Source organism: Microvirga solisilvae (assembly GCF_022808595.1).
Taxonomy (GTDB): domain Bacteria; phylum Pseudomonadota; class Alphaproteobacteria; order Rhizobiales; family Beijerinckiaceae; genus Microvirga; species Microvirga solisilvae.
Genome location: NZ_JAKUCN010000001.1, coordinates 162,349 through 177,379 on the forward strand (window position 1 = coordinate 162,349; position 15,031 = coordinate 177,379).

At 62.2% G+C, this 15,031-nt stretch carries 13 protein-coding genes; 3 read left to right on the plus strand and 10 right to left on the minus strand.

What is annotated here, in order from left to right; translation table 11 throughout:
• Positions 1–33 precede the first annotated feature (33 nt).
• Positions 34–1,032, plus strand: coding sequence for an LLM class flavin-dependent oxidoreductase (locus MJ639_RS00850; protein ID WP_243367825.1), 999 nt, complete (start codon positions 34–36; stop codon positions 1,030–1,032).
• Here the strand turns inward: MJ639_RS00850 and MJ639_RS00855 are convergent.
• From MJ639_RS00855 to MJ639_RS00890, 8 genes are all read right to left on the minus strand, one after another.
• Entirely contained in the window at positions 1,029–1,871 is an 843-nt protein-coding gene (locus MJ639_RS00855) for an ABC transporter permease (protein ID WP_243367832.1), read from the minus strand. The two genes, MJ639_RS00850 and MJ639_RS00855, sit on opposite strands and share 4 nt — an antisense overlap.
• On the minus strand, positions 1,868–2,815 hold the full coding sequence (locus MJ639_RS00860; protein WP_243367834.1) for an ABC transporter permease: 948 nt from the start codon (positions 2,813–2,815) through the stop codon (positions 1,868–1,870). Before MJ639_RS00860 ends, MJ639_RS00855 begins: the two co-directional genes overlap by 4 nt.
• Before the next feature lie 4 nt (positions 2,816–2,819).
• Positions 2,820–3,272 carry a hypothetical protein gene (locus tag MJ639_RS00865; protein ID WP_243367836.1) on the minus strand — a complete coding sequence of 151 codons (453 nt, stop codon included), beginning with the start codon at positions 3,270–3,272 and terminating at the stop codon, positions 2,820–2,822.
• On the minus strand, positions 3,260–4,741 hold the full coding sequence (locus MJ639_RS00870) for an ABC transporter substrate-binding protein (protein ID WP_243367838.1): 1,482 nt from the start codon (positions 4,739–4,741) through the stop codon (positions 3,260–3,262). The genes MJ639_RS00865 and MJ639_RS00870 overlap by 13 nt, the downstream gene beginning before the upstream one ends.
• A 111-nt stretch (positions 4,742–4,852) precedes the next feature.
• Positions 4,853–5,599 carry an SDR family oxidoreductase gene (locus MJ639_RS00875; RefSeq protein WP_243367840.1) on the minus strand — a complete coding sequence of 249 codons (747 nt, stop codon included), beginning with the start codon at positions 5,597–5,599 and terminating at the stop codon, positions 4,853–4,855.
• Between the two features lie 29 nt (positions 5,600–5,628).
• Entirely contained in the window at positions 5,629–7,101 is a 1,473-nt protein-coding gene (locus tag MJ639_RS00880; RefSeq protein ID WP_423790735.1) for an aldehyde dehydrogenase family protein, read from the minus strand.
• Positions 7,098–8,726, minus strand: coding sequence for an ABC transporter ATP-binding protein (locus tag MJ639_RS00885; protein ID WP_243367842.1), 1,629 nt, complete (start codon positions 8,724–8,726; stop codon positions 7,098–7,100). The genes MJ639_RS00880 and MJ639_RS00885 overlap by 4 nt, the downstream gene beginning before the upstream one ends.
• Before the next feature lie 154 nt (positions 8,727–8,880).
• Entirely contained in the window at positions 8,881–10,926 is a 2,046-nt protein-coding gene (locus tag MJ639_RS00890) for a sensor histidine kinase (RefSeq protein ID WP_243367845.1), read from the minus strand.
• Positions 10,927–11,037: 111 nt separating this feature from the next.
• Between MJ639_RS00890 and MJ639_RS00895 the strand changes: the two genes are divergently transcribed.
• Positions 11,038–12,846 carry an ABC-F family ATP-binding cassette domain-containing protein gene (locus tag MJ639_RS00895; protein ID WP_243367847.1) on the plus strand — a complete coding sequence of 603 codons (1,809 nt, stop codon included), beginning with the start codon at positions 11,038–11,040 and terminating at the stop codon, positions 12,844–12,846.
• A 95-nt stretch (positions 12,847–12,941) separates the two neighbouring features.
• On the plus strand, positions 12,942–14,057 hold the full coding sequence (locus MJ639_RS00900) for an NADH:flavin oxidoreductase/NADH oxidase (protein ID WP_243367849.1): 1,116 nt from the start codon (positions 12,942–12,944) through the stop codon (positions 14,055–14,057).
• Positions 14,058–14,073: 16 nt separating this feature from the next.
• Here the strand turns inward: MJ639_RS00900 and MJ639_RS00905 are convergent, their stop codons facing one another.
• Both MJ639_RS00905 and MJ639_RS00910 read right to left on the minus strand, forming a co-directional pair.
• The gene (locus MJ639_RS00905; RefSeq protein ID WP_243367851.1) at positions 14,074–14,280 is read right to left on the minus strand and encodes a dodecin; all 207 of its coding nucleotides are present in this window, start codon (positions 14,278–14,280) and stop codon (positions 14,074–14,076) included.
• A gap of 88 nt (positions 14,281–14,368) precedes the next feature.
• Complete coding sequence (locus MJ639_RS00910; protein WP_243367853.1) at positions 14,369–14,950, minus strand: hypothetical protein; 582 nt, start codon at positions 14,948–14,950, stop codon at positions 14,369–14,371.
• Positions 14,951–15,031 lie beyond the last annotated feature (81 nt).

The following is a 15,031-nucleotide window of genomic DNA, read 5'->3' on the forward strand; positions in this document are numbered from 1 at the left end:
GACCATCATGTAGCCTTCGACGAGAGTTCGCCCATGCCCCCGCTGTCCATTCTCGACCTTGCGCATATCACGGAAGGCTCCACCGCCTCCGATGCCCTGCGCAATTCGCTCGATCTCGCCCGTCACGCGGAGGCGCTAGGCTATCATCGCTTCTGGCTCGCCGAGCATCACAACATGATCGGCATCGCAAGCGCCGCGACGAGCGTCGCCATCGCTCATGTGGCGGGCGGCACGAAGACGATCCGCGTCGGCGCGGGCGGCATCATGCTGCCGAACCATTCGCCGCTCGTCATCGCCGAGCAGTTCGGCACTCTCGATGCCCTATTCCCGGGCCGTATCGATCTCGGCGTTGGCCGCGCTCCCGGTACCGACCAACGCACCATGCTGGCATTGCGCCGGGACCCCACGAGTGCCGACACTTTCCTGCAGGACGTGCTGGAATTGCAGGCGCTGCTCGGGCCATTGCAGCCGGGACAGACGATCCAGGCCGTGCCGGGCACGAACAGCAATGTGCCGATCTGGATTCTCGGCTCCAGTCTCTTTGGCGCGCAGCTGGCGGCTATGCTCGGCCTGCCTTACGCCTTTGCTTCGCATTTCGCACCGAATGCGCTCTTCCAGGCGTTACAGGTTTATCGTGAGCGCTTCCAGCCTTCCGCCCAGCTCGACAAGCCGTATGCGATGGTGGGCGTGAACGTGATCGCCGCCGATACGGACGAGGAGGCGAAGCGTCTCTTCACCTCGGCGCAGCAGGCCTTCACCAACATGTTCCGCGGCACGCGCGGCAAGCTTCAACCACCCATCGACGATATCGAGACCTATTGGACACCCGCCGAGAAGGCCCAGGCTTCCAGCATGCTCGCCTGCTCGTTCGTCGGCTCGGCGGCTACCGTGCGCGAAGGGCTCGAAGGCTTCATCGAGCAGACCGGAGCGGACGAGTTGATCGTGGCATCGGCCATATACGATCATGCTGCGCGGGTGCGTTCCTACGAGATCCTCGCGGATGTGCAGAAGGCCATGAGCCAGGCCGCTTAAGCGGTCGCGCCACGTGCCTTCAGCGTAGGATCCAACGCATCGCGCAGGCCGTCGCCCAAGAGGTTCAAGCCCAGCACCGAGAGTGCGATGGCAATGCCCGGCGCGATGGCGAGATGCGGGGCTTGCGAGAGGTATGTCTGCGCATCGCTGAGCATGCGGCCCCAGCTCGGGTTCGGCGGACGCACCCCGAGGCCGAGATAGCTCAGGCCTGCCTCGGTGAGGATCGCAAGTGCAAGCTGGATCGTGACCTGCACGATCAGCGCGCCTGCGATATTGGGCATCACGTCTTCCAGCGTGATCCGCAGCGGGTGCTTGCCGATGGCACGCGCTGCAGCGATGTAGTCGAGTGACCAGACCTGCATCGCCACGCCGCGCGTGACGCGGGCGAAGACGGGCACGTTGAACACGGCGATGGCAAGGATGGCGGCGAGCGGGCCTGAGCCCACGAGCGCGCCGATCATGATGGCGGAGAGGACGGCGGGAAAGGCAAAGACCACGTCCGATACGCGCATGGCGATCTCGTCCGCGATCCCCTTCCACGCTGCTGCCGCGCAGCCGATGGCCGTGCCGATGGCAGCCCCCAGCAGAACCGCAGGCCATGCGATCGCAAGCGAGTTCCACGCTCCCACCATGAGAAGCGACAACACGTCCCGCCCGAAATGATCCGTGCCGAGAAGGCCCACTTCCAAGGGAGCCTTGAGGCGCATGGCGATGCGCACGCGGGTTGGCACTTCCGGCGTCCAGACAAGCGAGAGAAGGGCCGTGGCGATCAGGATGGCCGTGAGGATGCCGCCGATGACGAGAGCCGCATTCCAGCGGATGGAGGACCGTTTTGTCATGCGCGGCTCCTCAGGCGCGGATCGAGGATCGTGTAGCCTATATCGACCAGGAAGTTCACGACGATCACAAGGCCGGAGAAGATCAGCACGATGTCCTTGATGACTACGAGGTCGCGCTGGTTCAGCGCCTGATAGGCAAGGCGTCCGAGGCCCGGCAGGTTGAACACGTTCTCGACCAGGATCGCTCCGCCGAAGAAGAAGGAAAGCTGCAATCCCAAGATCGTAGTGACGGGAATGAGCGCGTTCGGCACCACATGACGGCGCAGGGTCGCGCCTTTGTCCACGCCCTTCGCGCGCGCCGTGCGCACGAAATCTGCGCCGATGACTTCCAGCGTCGCCGAGCGCGTCACACGGGTAAGAACGGCGGCCTGAGGAAGGGCGAGCGCGACGGCAGGGAGCAGCAGCGCCTGAAAAGCGGGCCAGAAGCCCGCGCTCCAACCGGGAAAGCCACCGGCAGGAAACCAACCGAGCCATGTTGAGAAGAAGAGAATGAACAGAAGCCCGATCCAGAAATTCGGCACCGCAACGCCCATCTGGCTGAACACAAGCACGGCGCGGTCCACAAGCCCATCGCGCTTTGCTGCCGCGGCGACGCCGAGAGGCAGGGCGAGCGCGGTGGAGATGAGAATGGCGAGAAGACTCAGCGGCAGCGTCACGTTCATGCGCTCGGCGACAAGCGTCGAGACCGGCATCTTATAGGTGATCGACTGTCCGAGGTCCCCATGCAGTAGCCCGCCGATCCAGTCGAGATAGCGAAGCAGCGCAGGTTGATCGAGCCCCATTTCCTGCCGCAAAGCCGCGAGCGTATCCTCCCGCGCGGACGTTCCCAGCATGATCGCTGCCGGGTCGCCCGGCAGCACTTCCAGGATCAGGAAGATCGCCAGCGAGACGCAGAGCAAAGTGATGGCAAGCGAAGCCAGCCGGGAAATGACGAGGCGCAGCATGATGTCAGCGTGGCACGAAGCGGAGGGATTTTACAATGTCTTCGCAAAGGGAAACTTCACGGCGCTGATGTTCCCACTCGCAGCAATAGGTGACGAAGGCAAAGCTCCTTCCATCCGATACGTACCAGACTCGAATGAAATCGTCTCCCCATTGGTAGTTCATGCCTGCCCCACGCAGGGCTTCATGAGTGAAGAGAGATTCCTCGAATGGGTCGCCTAGATTCCGGTCTTCCCCGAACTTTAGCGCCATGTCCCTCAGCTTTTCCTGGGAAGGATCAGGAACCGCTCCTCCTTCATAGAGGGCGATGGAAAATTGCAATGCCCCTACACCCTCAGAGTCCGCGAGAGTGTAGGGAGCATTGTCAACTTCGACCTCGTCAGTGATGTCATGCCACGGCGGCGGAACCGTCACTTCTATCCCGCCAAACGCGATCCGCTTTTGCGTTACTCCGTCCACGACACTTCCGTCACGTCGTTGATCGGGATCGGCGAGTTTTCCCACATGCCCTGCACCTTCGCGTTCCACACGCCGAGCTTCGGCAGCTGGAACAGGAAGAGAGCGGGCACGTCCTCGGCGAGGATCTTCTGCGCTTCGGCATATTTCGCGAAGCGCGCCTTCTCATCCGTGGTCTTGGCGGCGTCCGCAATCAGCGCCTTGAACTTGTCGTTCTTGTAATTGAAGTAGTAGTTGTCTCGGGCGAAGATATCGATGTCGAGCGGCTCCGTATGGGAGACGATGGTGACGTCGTAATCCTTCGCCTTGAAGACCTCTTCGATCCACTTCGCCGGGAACTCAGTGGGAATGATCTTCAGCTCCACGCCCACTTCCGCGAACATGGCTGACATCAACTCGGCCGACCGGCTCGCATAAGCCATCTGTGGCGTCTTGATGGTGATGGACAGGCCGTTGCCGTGGCCTGCTTCCGCGAGCAGAGCCTTGGCTTTCGCCGGGTCGTAAGGGATGACGCTCGTCGTATCCACATAGGCGGGATTGTTCGGCGAGAAGAAACTGCCGATGGGCGTGCCGAAGCCGGAATAGGCGCCCTCGATCAGCGCCTTGCGGTCGATGGCATGCATGAGCGCGCGACGCACGCGCACATCGTCGAACGGTTTCTTGGCACTGTTGAGACCCGCAACCGTTTCGCCCTCGGTATTGCCGGCGACAGCCTTGAACCGGGAGTCCTTCTGGAATTCCGCGAAGAGTTCGGGCGCTGCGAGGTTCGGGAAGGCATCCACATCGCCCGCACGCACCGCCGCGACCTGCGCCTGCGAGTCACTGATGAAGCGGAAGGTGACGTTTTCGAGCTTCACCTTGTCCTTCTGCCAGTAATCAGGGTTCTTGATGAGTTCCACCCTGTCGCCACGCGTCCAGGACTTGAACTTGAAGGGCCCTGTGCCCACAGGGTTTGCAGCGTTGCCGGCAGCCGTTTCCGGCGCGACGATCACTGCATCGCCCCAGCCGAGATAGGTGAGGAAGTTGCCCGAGGTTTCCTTCAACTTGATTACGACAGTGGCGGGATCGGGCGTCTCGATGGAATCGATAGGCGCGAAGATCTGCTTCTGCGCGTTCGTCGATTTCGGATCGCGGGCGCGGTCAAAGGCGAACTTCACGTCCGTGGAATCGAAGGTGCTGCCGTCGTGAAACTTCACGCCTTCCTGCAGGCGGAAGGTATAGGTGAGACCATCGGGGGAAATCTCCCAGCTTTCCGCGAGCAGCGGCTGCACCTTGCCGTTCCGGTCGATGCGAACAAGGCCTTCGTAGAGATTGGCCAGCGTGACTTCGCGGATGGCGACGGGCGCCGCGATCGTCGGGTCGAGGCCCGGCGGCTCGATGGGCATGCCGACGACCAGGGAGGTTTGGGCGGCAAGAGCCGGAAGAGCGCTGACAGAGAGGAGCAGGGCGGCGGCCAGAAAACGCTTCGACATGGGGCGGATCTCCATCCGGTGTGAGGAGCGAAGGGTCGCGGATGCCTATAGCTTACGCAGTGTGACGCCGGATGGAAGATCTTCCTTATCTGTTTTTCCCGCTTATTTTCGTCAGATGCAGCGCCCGCCGTCGACCTCCAGCACCACGCCGGTGATCATGCTGGCCTCATCCGAGGCGAGATAGAGCGCGGCGTTGGCGATATCCTGCGGGGTCGAGAAGCGGCCGAGCGGGATCGAGTTCACGAATTGCTGGCGGCGCTCCGGCGTATCCTCGCCCATGAAGGTGGCGAGTAGCGGCGTTTCCCCTGCGACGGGCGCGAGAGCGCAGACACGGATCTTCTGCGGCGCCAGCTCCACGGCCATGGACTTGGTCATGGTATGCACCGCACCCTTGGTGCTGTTGTACCAGGTAAGGCCGGGGCGCGGGCGCAGGCCCGCAGTCGAGCCCACATTGATAATGACGCCGCCCTGGCTCTGCATGAGCGGCACGGCGGCCTTGGCGAAAAGATAGATCGATTTCACGTTCACTGCGAAAATGCGGTCGAACTCCTCTTCCTCCACTTCCAGCAGGGAGCGGTTGTGGTGGGTGATGCCCGCATTGTTGACCACGATGTCGAGCTTGCCGAAGGCGGTCAGCGTCTTTGCGACGGCGGCATTCACGTCGAGAGCTTTCGAAACGTCCGCCGCCAAGCCGATGGCCGAAGCGCCGATCTTTTCCGCAGCCGCTTTGGCGGCGGCTTCGTTGATATCGACGACGGCGACTTTCGCGCCTTCGCGGGCGAATGTCTCCGCAATGCCGAAGCCAAATCCGGAACCGGCGCCCGTGATCAGCGCCACCTTGCCTTCAAGGCGTTTCATGGTCTTCCCCTTAGTCTGATTTCAGCTGTTCAGCCGTGAGCGATGACGAGGGTTTTCGTCGTCGTGAATTCGATCAATCCCTCGAAGCCTTTCTCGCGACCATGACCCGAGCGGCCGAAGCCGCCGAAGGGCAGCTCGATGCCTCCGCCCGCGCCATAACAATTCACGAAAACCTGGCCCGCGCGCATGGCGCGGCCGACGCGGGTCGAGCGCATGGCGTCTCGCGTCCAGACACCGGCTGCAAGGCCGTAAGGCGTGCCGTTCGCCAAGCGGATAGCATCAGCTTCGTCTTCGAAGGGCGTAGCCACGAGAACAGGTCCGAAGACTTCTTCTTGAGACAGGATGCTCTGATGCGGCACCGGTGCAAAGAAGACCGGCGGTACGTAAAAGCCTTCGGCGGGAGCATCGATGGCGACCACGCCTTCGCTTAAAATCCGAAGACCCTCGTTCTTGGCGCGCTCCAGATAACCGAGCACGCGGCGTTGCTGAGCCTGGTTGATCATGGGGCCGAGATCGGGCTCGCGCTCCGGATGGCCGGCGCGCAGGGCGCGGAAGCGCTCGGCGACGGCGTTCACTACGTCGTCGAAGATGCCGCGCTGGATCAGCAGGCGACTTCCCGCCGAGCAGGTCTGGCCGCCATTCTGGATGATGGCGTTCACCAGAGTGGGCAGAGCGCGCTCAAGATCGGCGTCGTCGAAAACCACCTGGGCCGACTTGCCGCCGAGTTCGAGAGTGACGCCCACATGGTTCTTCGCCGCCGCCGTCTGCACGGCGGTGCCGGTCTCAGGAGAGCCGGTGAAGGAAAGGAAATCGATGTCAGGATGGGCGGCAAGCGCCGCACCGGCCACGCGGCCGAGACCGGTGACAATGTTGAGCGCACCATCGGGGAAACCCGCTTCTCGCGCGAATTGCGACACGCGCAGGATGGTGAGCGAGGCGTCCTCGGCAGGTTTCACCACGGTGGCATTGCCAGCAGCAAGAGCTGCGCCCACGGAACGGCCGAAGATCTGCATCGGATAGTTCCACGGAACGATGTGTCCCGTCACGCCGTGCGGTACGCGCTCGACGCCGATGAAATGCGTGTTGAGATAGGGAATGACGTCGCCGTGCAGCTTGTCGGCGGCGCTGCCATAGAATTCGAAATAGCGGGCAAGCGCGATGGCATCGGCGCGGGACTGGCGAAGGGGCTTGCCGTTGTCACGGCTTTCCAGCGCCGCCAGTTCGTCCGCATGAGCTTCGACAATCGTTGCGAGCTTCATGAGCAGACGCCCACGCTCGGTGGCCGTCAGCTTACCCCAGGCGCCTTCGAATGCGGAGCGGGCCGCCTTGACGGCTGCATCGATGTCCTGCGCCGTGCCAGCCGCGATCTTGGCGAAGAGCGCCCCATCTACTGGCGAGATCACATCGAGCAGCAGGCCGTCGGAGGCCGGGATCTCCTTGCCGCCGATAAGATTCCTGAAGACCATGTTCGGCGCGATATTCGGGTTGATCTGATCGTTCACCGGTCCTGCACTCCCTGCAACGTTCTTGCCTTACCCGGCACCGCAGCCAGAAGCTGGCGGGTATATGGGTCCTGTGGGTTGGCGAAGAGTTGCCCGGTTTGAGCCATTTCGACAATTCGACCTTTTTGCATGACAGCCACGCGGTCGCAGATCTGGGCAGCCACGCGAAGATCGTGGGTGATGAAGAGAATGGACAGGCCAAGCTCCTTCTGCAGCCCCCGGATAAGCTCGAGGATGTCCGCCTGCACCGAGACGTCGAGCGCCGAGACTGCCTCGTCCGCCACCAGCACATCGGGCTTCATGGCAAGCGCCCTTGCGATTCCGATGCGCTGACGCTGGCCACCGGAGAATTCATGCGGATAGCGCTCGGCGGCCTGGGCGGGCAGGCCCACCTTCTCGAGCAGGATGCGCGCCTCCGCGAGGGCAGTCGCAGGATCGGCGCCCTGCGTGACCGGTCCTTCGGCAATAAGTGTGCCGACCTGTCGTCTCGGATTAAGAGAGGCGAAGGGGTCCTGAAACACCATCTGAATTTTGCGTCGATGAGGACGCAGCTCGCGCTGTGAGAGCGTACCGAAGGAAAGATCGCCGATTTCGATCCGACCGCCATCGGGTTCGATCAGGCGCAGCACGCAGCGTCCGACGGTCGATTTGCCGGAACCCGATTCACCCACCAGTCCCAGTGTCTCCCCACGTCGAATGTCGAAACTCACCGCATCGGCGGCCTGAACCTTGCGGCTTGCTCTGAAAAAGCCGCGTCCGCCGTAGGTTTTGGTCAGCGCATCGACCTTCAGGGTGATCGGCTCGTCACGCAATTCTTTCGGCGGAGGCGGCGTCAATGAGGGCACTGCCGCAAGCAGCCGCTTGGTGTAGGAATGCTGGGGATTGCGCAGCACCTCGTCCACCGTACCTTGCTCCACCAATTCGCCGTTCTGAAGCACGGCGACACGGTCGGCGATCTCGGCGACGACGCCGAAATCATGGGTGATGAAGAGCACCGCCGTGCCCTTCTGGCGGCGCAGGTTGTCGATGAGCTTGAGCACCTGCGCCTGTGTGGTCACGTCGAGCGCCGTGGTCGGCTCGTCCGCGATGAGAAGCTTGGGTTCCAGCGCAAGCGCCATGGCGATCATGACACGCTGACGCTGCCCGCCGGAGAGCTCGTGCGGATAGGCGCGGGCGATGAGTTCCGGGTTCGGCAGATTGACTTCAGTAAGCAGTTCCAGGGCGCGGTTATAGCGCTCTTGCGGAGTGAGCAGCCGATGCGCCTGAAATGTCTCCGCGATCTGGTCCGCGACGCGCATGACCGGATTGAGCGATGTCATCGGCTCCTGGAACACCATACCGATGTCCCGCCCGCGTATATCGCACCATCCCTTTTCGTCGAGGGAGACCAGATCGAAGCCGCCGAGCTTGATCACGCCCGAGAGAATGGTCACGGCAGGAGGCAGAAGGCCGATGGCCGCCATCGCCGTCATGGATTTGCCGGACCCGGATTCTCCCACGACGCAGAGCGTCTCGCCCGGCTGGATGGCGAGCGAGAGATCCTTGATCGCATGCGACCGATCAGCCAGGGCCGGAAGGCCAATGGAGAGATTTTCAATCGACAGCACAGGGGAGGGGCCGGTCACGCATATTCTCCTGCCGCCGGACCTGGAAGGAATGAGTCCGAGCGAGGGGAGAAGCATCCCCGCGGGAGAGGTGGTTCGTCAATCCGCTCGCCTTCTTTTGAGGTTTGAAAACCGGCGATGGCTGGAAAGGCGCGCTTCCTTCCTATGGCTGTACCTACTGCGGCAGGGGAACGCAGATGTCGTAATCGACGCCTGTCGGGGCGAAATTGAGAACGATATCGCCTTCCAGCTCGCCCTCGATGCTGCGCTTGATCAGGCGCGATCCGAAGCCCTGGCGTTTGGGAGGCTGCACAGGCGGGCCGCCTGACTCGGTCCAGCGGATGCGTAACGTGGGCGGTTTATCCGACCCATGAATCACTGTCCATGACAGGTCAAGCCGACCTGTGGGCATGGAAAGCGCCCCATACTTTGCCGCGTTGGTGACGAGCTCGTGCAGGACGAGACCCAGATTGATGGCATAGCGCGGCGGCAGGTTCACCTTCTGGCCATTGATGACGACTCTCTCATCGGCCTCGCGCTTGTAGGGAGCGAGTTCCTGCTCGGCGATATCGTGGAGATCCGCCTCGCGCCATGATTTCAGTGTCAGCAGGTTGTGCGTCATCGAGAGGGCCAGCAGCCGTCCCTCGAAGGATTCCTTGAACTGCGCTGCGTTTTTGGCCGAGCGCAAAGTCTGCGCGGCGATGGATTGCACCGTGGCGAGCGTGTTCTTGACCCTGTGGTTCAACTCATCGAGGAAGAAGCGCTGTTGGTCGTCAAGCTGCTTGCGCTCAGTGATGTCCTGGATGATGCCGACAAAAAAGACCGGCTTCTTGCGGACATCGAATGAGACGCGGCCCTTGGAGCTGATCCATCGCACCTGACCGTCGGGCCGCCTGATCCGGTATTCGTCCTCATAATCGCCGTCGCCGAGGACGGCTGCGCGGAGCTTCTCGATGGCCTTGTCGGCGTCGTCCGGATGTAGCAAGGAGCGCCATTGCTGGACATTGGTTGCTGCTTTCGAGATTGGCAGGCCGAGCAACTGAGCGGCCTGGGCCGACCAGCCGCCGACGCGTTTGCGGTGATCGTACCACCATGTCCCCATATGACCCGCCTCCAGGGCAAGTCGGGCGCGTTCCTCGCTGGCCTTCAGGGCTTCCTGGCGTTCGGCGACGTCATCCATGAGATCGTTGAAGGCTTTCGCCAGGATACTGAATTCCCCTGAATTCTTCGGCAGATGGATGCGGGCCTGATAATCTCCGTGCCGCCAGTTCTGAACGGCGCCGGTCATGATGTCGAAAGGCTTCGTGATGAAAGCGCGGCTTGCGAGCCATGAGAGCGACAATGCGAGGATGAGCGCTGCCGCGATCAGCATGAAGCCGCGCCGGGCCGCCTCGTTGATCGTGGCAAAGGCTGCATCCGTCGCAAGCCCCGCGCTGACATAGATGTTCCTCGGGCGCAGGGTCATGGGGATATAGCCATAGACCCGCATCGTGCCGTCCTGGCTGCGCGCCCGGAAGCTTCCGGCTTCCGCAGCCCTCAAATACTTGTCGAACGCGTCTGGAATCTTCGTCGATATGAACTGATCCGGAAAGGGCTCGCGAGAAATGATCGTCCCGTTCCTGTCGGCGATGGTCAGGGATCCGCCGCTGGGAATGACGCGCTCCTTGAGGCTGTTGTTAAGCCACATGAGGTCCAGAGCTGCAGCCATGACACCGACCACTTGGCCGTCGTAGCCCCAGACCGGCAAGGAGAGAGGAAGAACGGAGCGGGCGCTGATGCCGCCCTCCGGGAACTCGCTGTTATATGTACCGATCAGGAATTTGTTGCTGGCGAGAGTCTCACGGAAGTAAGGGCGGTCCTTGAAGCGAAGGTCGGAATTCAGAAGGCCGGTGCTGCTGCATCGTACGGCCCCATCCAGATCGAGCACCACGAAGGCCGCGATGTAGGGAACCTTCTCTTGCAGCGAGCGAAGGTAGTTGTTGCAGTTGAATGTATCGAAGCCGCGCACGGAGCGCGTTTCATTGATGGCCACGAGAAGACTGCTGATGCCGTTGAAGATGTGATCGAGTTCCGAGGCCGCCAGATGGGCCTGCCGGATGACGAGATCATTGACTTCGGCCTCACGGGCGCGCCTCAGCGAGACTTCCGTGAATGCCCAAATGACGATCGCCGGCAAAACGGAGATCAACGCCAAAAGGAGCAAACGTCTCGTCAGAGTCATGCAGGAGCCCAGTTGAGAAGAGCAGGGGATCATAAAGATCGCTGAGCGTCCACCCCGTAACAACCGAAGAGTGGCCTTGCATCCCCGGCCAAGAGGTGTCAGGTGGCAGGAATGGCTCCTCCTCTGCTTCTTCTCCAGGAAATTGCTCTCACCTTTGGCGGTACGCCCCTGATCGAGAGCGCGGAACTCTCCGTGTCCCCCGGCGAGCGCGCCTGCCTCGTGGGCCGCAATGGCTCCGGCAAATCGACCCTGCTCAAGATCGCCGCAGGCCTCATCGAGGCCGATAAAGGCAAGCGCTTCGTGCAGCCCGGCGCCACCGTGCGCTATCTGGCGCAGGAGCCGGACCTCAGCGCCTTCCCGAACACGCTGGCCTATGTGGAATCGGGCCTCGGGCCAGGCGATGACCCGTATCGAGCCCGCTACCTGCTGGAGCAGCTTGGCCTGACCGGTGAGGAGAAGCCCTCTGACCTGTCAGGCGGCGAGGCCCGCCGGGCAGCTTTGGCCCATGTGCTGGCGCCCCAGCCCGATATTCTGTTGCTCGACGAGCCGACGAACCATCTCGACCTACCGGCCATCGAATGGCTGGAAAGCGAGTTGAAGAGCCTGCGCTCGGCCCTCGTGCTCATCAGCCACGACCGGCGCTTCCTCGAAAGCCTGTCCCAGGCGACCGTCTGGCTGGACCGGGGTAAAACGCGCCGCATGGACCAGGGCTTCGCCCATTTCGAGGAATGGCGCGATCAGGTGCTGGAGCAGGAGGAGGCCGAACATCACAAGCTCGGCCGCAAGCTCGTGGCCGAGGCCGACTGGCTTCGCTACGGTGTGACCGCCCGGCGCAAGCGCAACGTACGCCGCCTCGGCAATCTCCATGCCATGCGTCAGCAATACCGCGACCGGACGAAGGCGGTCGGCACGGTGAACATGACCCTGGCCGAGGCCGAGCAATCCGGCACCCTCGTGGTCGAAGCGGAGGGCGTCTCCAAGGCCTATGGCGATCGTCCCATCGTCTCGAACCTGTCCTTGCGCATCCTGCGCGGGGATCGTCTCGGCATCATCGGTCCGAACGGGGCCGGCAAGACCACCCTCATCAATATGCTCACGGGCAATCTTCCGCCGGATACGGGCCGGGTGCGCCTAGGCTCCAACCTGCAGATGGTCCATCTCGACCAGCGCCGGGCGAGCCTCGATCCCAACGCCACAGTAGCGGAGACGCTGACCGGTGGACGCGGCGACAGCGTCATAATCGGCGGTCAGACGAAGCACGTGATCGGCTATATGAAGGACTTCCTGTTCTCTCCCGAGCAGGCCCGCACTCCGGTAGGCGTGCTCTCGGGCGGCGAGCGTAACCGCCTCATGCTGGCCCGCGCTTTGGCGCAGCCCTCGAACCTGCTCGTGCTCGATGAGCCCACCAACGACCTCGATCTCGAAACTCTCGACCTGCTGCAGGAAATGATCACGGATTATTCCGGCACGGTCATCCTCGTCAGCCACGACCGCGACTTCCTCGACCGCACGGTCAGCTCCGTGCTCGTCTCTGAGAGCGACGGACGCTGGCTCGAATACGCGGGCGGCTATTCCGACATGGTGGCCCAGCGCGGCCAGGGCGTGCAGGCCCGTGCTGTCGAGAAGGACGCGAAGCCCAAGAGTGCCGATAAGCCTTCGAGTGCGCCTGTGGCTTCAGCCAAGCGCAAGCTCAGCTTCAACGAGCAGCACGATCTCAAGACACTGCCGAAGCGCATGGAGGAATTGGGAGCCAAGATCGCCAAGGTGCAGGAGATCCTGGCCGATCCGGAACTCTATTCCCGCGATCCGGCCCGCTTCCAGAAGGCCATGGATGCGCTCACGCAGTTGCAGGGCGAGTTGCATGCGGCGGAGGAACGCTGGCTCGAGTTGGAGATGCTGCGGGAGGAGCTTGAGGGTTGAGCTGAATGCAGCCCTCTCAGACCTTCTGCGCCCGTTGCGCGTTTTAGTCCGGACTGCTCACTATCCCGGCAGCATTCGCTCAATGGAGATAGACGATGGCGCAGGCCAAATTGTTTACACCCTTTCGGGTCGGGGACCTGGAACTCGCCAATCGCATCGTGATCGCACCCATGTGCCAGTATTCGGCGCAGGACGGGTGCATGACCGACTGGCACACGATCCATCTGGGCCAGCTTGCCCTGTCGGGTGCCGCTCTGCTGACCATCGAGGCCACTGCCGTCGTGCCCGAAGGGCGCATCAGCTACGGCGATGTGGGCCTTTATTCGGATGAGACCGAAGCCGCCATGGGCCGCGTTCTCGACAGCGTTCGCCGCTGGTCCGACATGCCGATCGCCATTCAGCTGGCCCATGCCGGACGCAAGGCGTCCACGGATCTGCCATGGAAGGGCGGCAAGCAGATTGCTCCCGATCATGCCAATGGCTGGCAGACCGAAGCGCCTTCGGCCGTTCCCTATGCGTCGAGCGATGTCGCGCCGACCGCTCTCGACCGGGAAGGGCTCGCACGCCTGCGCAAGGCCTTTGCCGATTCAGCGAGGCGTGCTGCTCGGCTGGGCATTGGGGCCGTTCAGGTTCATGCAGCTCACGGCTACCTGCTTCACGAGTTCCTTTCGCCGCTCTCCAACCAGCGCACGGACGAATACGGCGGTTCGCTGGAAAATCGCATGCGCTTCCCGCTCGAAGTCTACGACGCGATCCGCGAAGCCTTCCCCGCTGAGCGGCCCGTGACGGTGCGTGTTTCGGGAACCGACTGGGCAGAGGGCGGCTGGAATATCGAGGAGACTGTCGTTTTCGCGCAGGCCCTCGAAGCGCGCGGATGCAGCGGCATTCACGTATCGAGCGGAGGATTGACCTCCGCGCAGCAGATTCCCGTGGGACCCAGCTATCAGGTACCGTTGGCCCGTGCGGTCAAGCAGGCCACCAAGATGCCGGTCATCGCGGTTGGCCTCATCACCGATTTCGTGCAGGCGGAATCGATCCTCGCAACGGGCGATGCCGATCTCATCGCGCTCGCGAGGGCTATTCTCTACAATCCCCGCTGGCCCTGGCATGCGGCCGCGCATTTCGGTGCTGCCGTGAAGGCCCCCAACCAGTATCTGCGCTCGCAGCCGAACCAGTATCCGAAACTTTTCGATATTCGGGCGGACGATTGAGGCTGTGGAGGCGGGCTCACTCCAGCGTGAAGCCCGCCTTCAGCACGACCTGATAATGGCGCACCTCGCCATTCTCGACATGTCCTCGCGTCTGCAGGACCTCGAACCAGCGCAGGTTTCGCAATGTCTGACTGGACCGCTTGATCGCAGTCTGAATGGCATCCTCGATGCTCGTTTCCGACGAGCCGACGAGTTCGACGACCTTATAGACATGATCGTTCATGGAGCGCTCCCTGAGTGAGGTTCAGGGAGAGTTTTAGAGCGCAGCGGCGGACTGCCTACTCCTGCAGAACCTCAAGCCTCTCCTGGATCTAGTCGAGAAGCCTTATCTGCGGATGCTTCTGCTCGAAGAAAAAGTCGTACAGCGGATGCTGACGCGTTTTGTAGCGGTTCCTGGCTTCCCGCAGGTCCAGCCACATCACGGAATGACTTCGCTTCTGGGCATCGAGCGGGTGAATGAAGGTGATCCCCGTATCTTCGAACAGGAGAGCCTCGTAATCACGTCTTGCGCTCCGCCTTGCAGCAACCATCAGCGCAGGGCTGTTGAGGGCAAGAGCCAGAAGATAACCGGCTTTCCATATCGCCAGTTTGGTCATTGCCGATCCGGGAAAGGGCGGGATCGTAAACTTGGTGCCTTCCATGCACTCGGAGATTCCCGAATGCGTGCTGAGATCAGCATAATGCGCGGTCTCGACGGGGCCGTGAGGTCGCCTTAGGAGGCGTCCCGTTCCTACCGGATTTCCGCTCTGATCTTCCGCGAGGAAAATGAAACTGGTCGGCAACAGATCGTACTTGTCGCGAACGTCGGCGCCTGGCCCCAAAAATTTCGCGAAGCCTCGCCTGCGAACTTCCAAGACCTTTTCATAATCGCTTTCCGAACGCACGATGCGCACGGTGCAAGGCAAGTCGCCCCAATTGCTGGAAACGGACGCGTTCGGCTCCTTCACCCGAGCCGTGGTCACGAATTGTGTGCT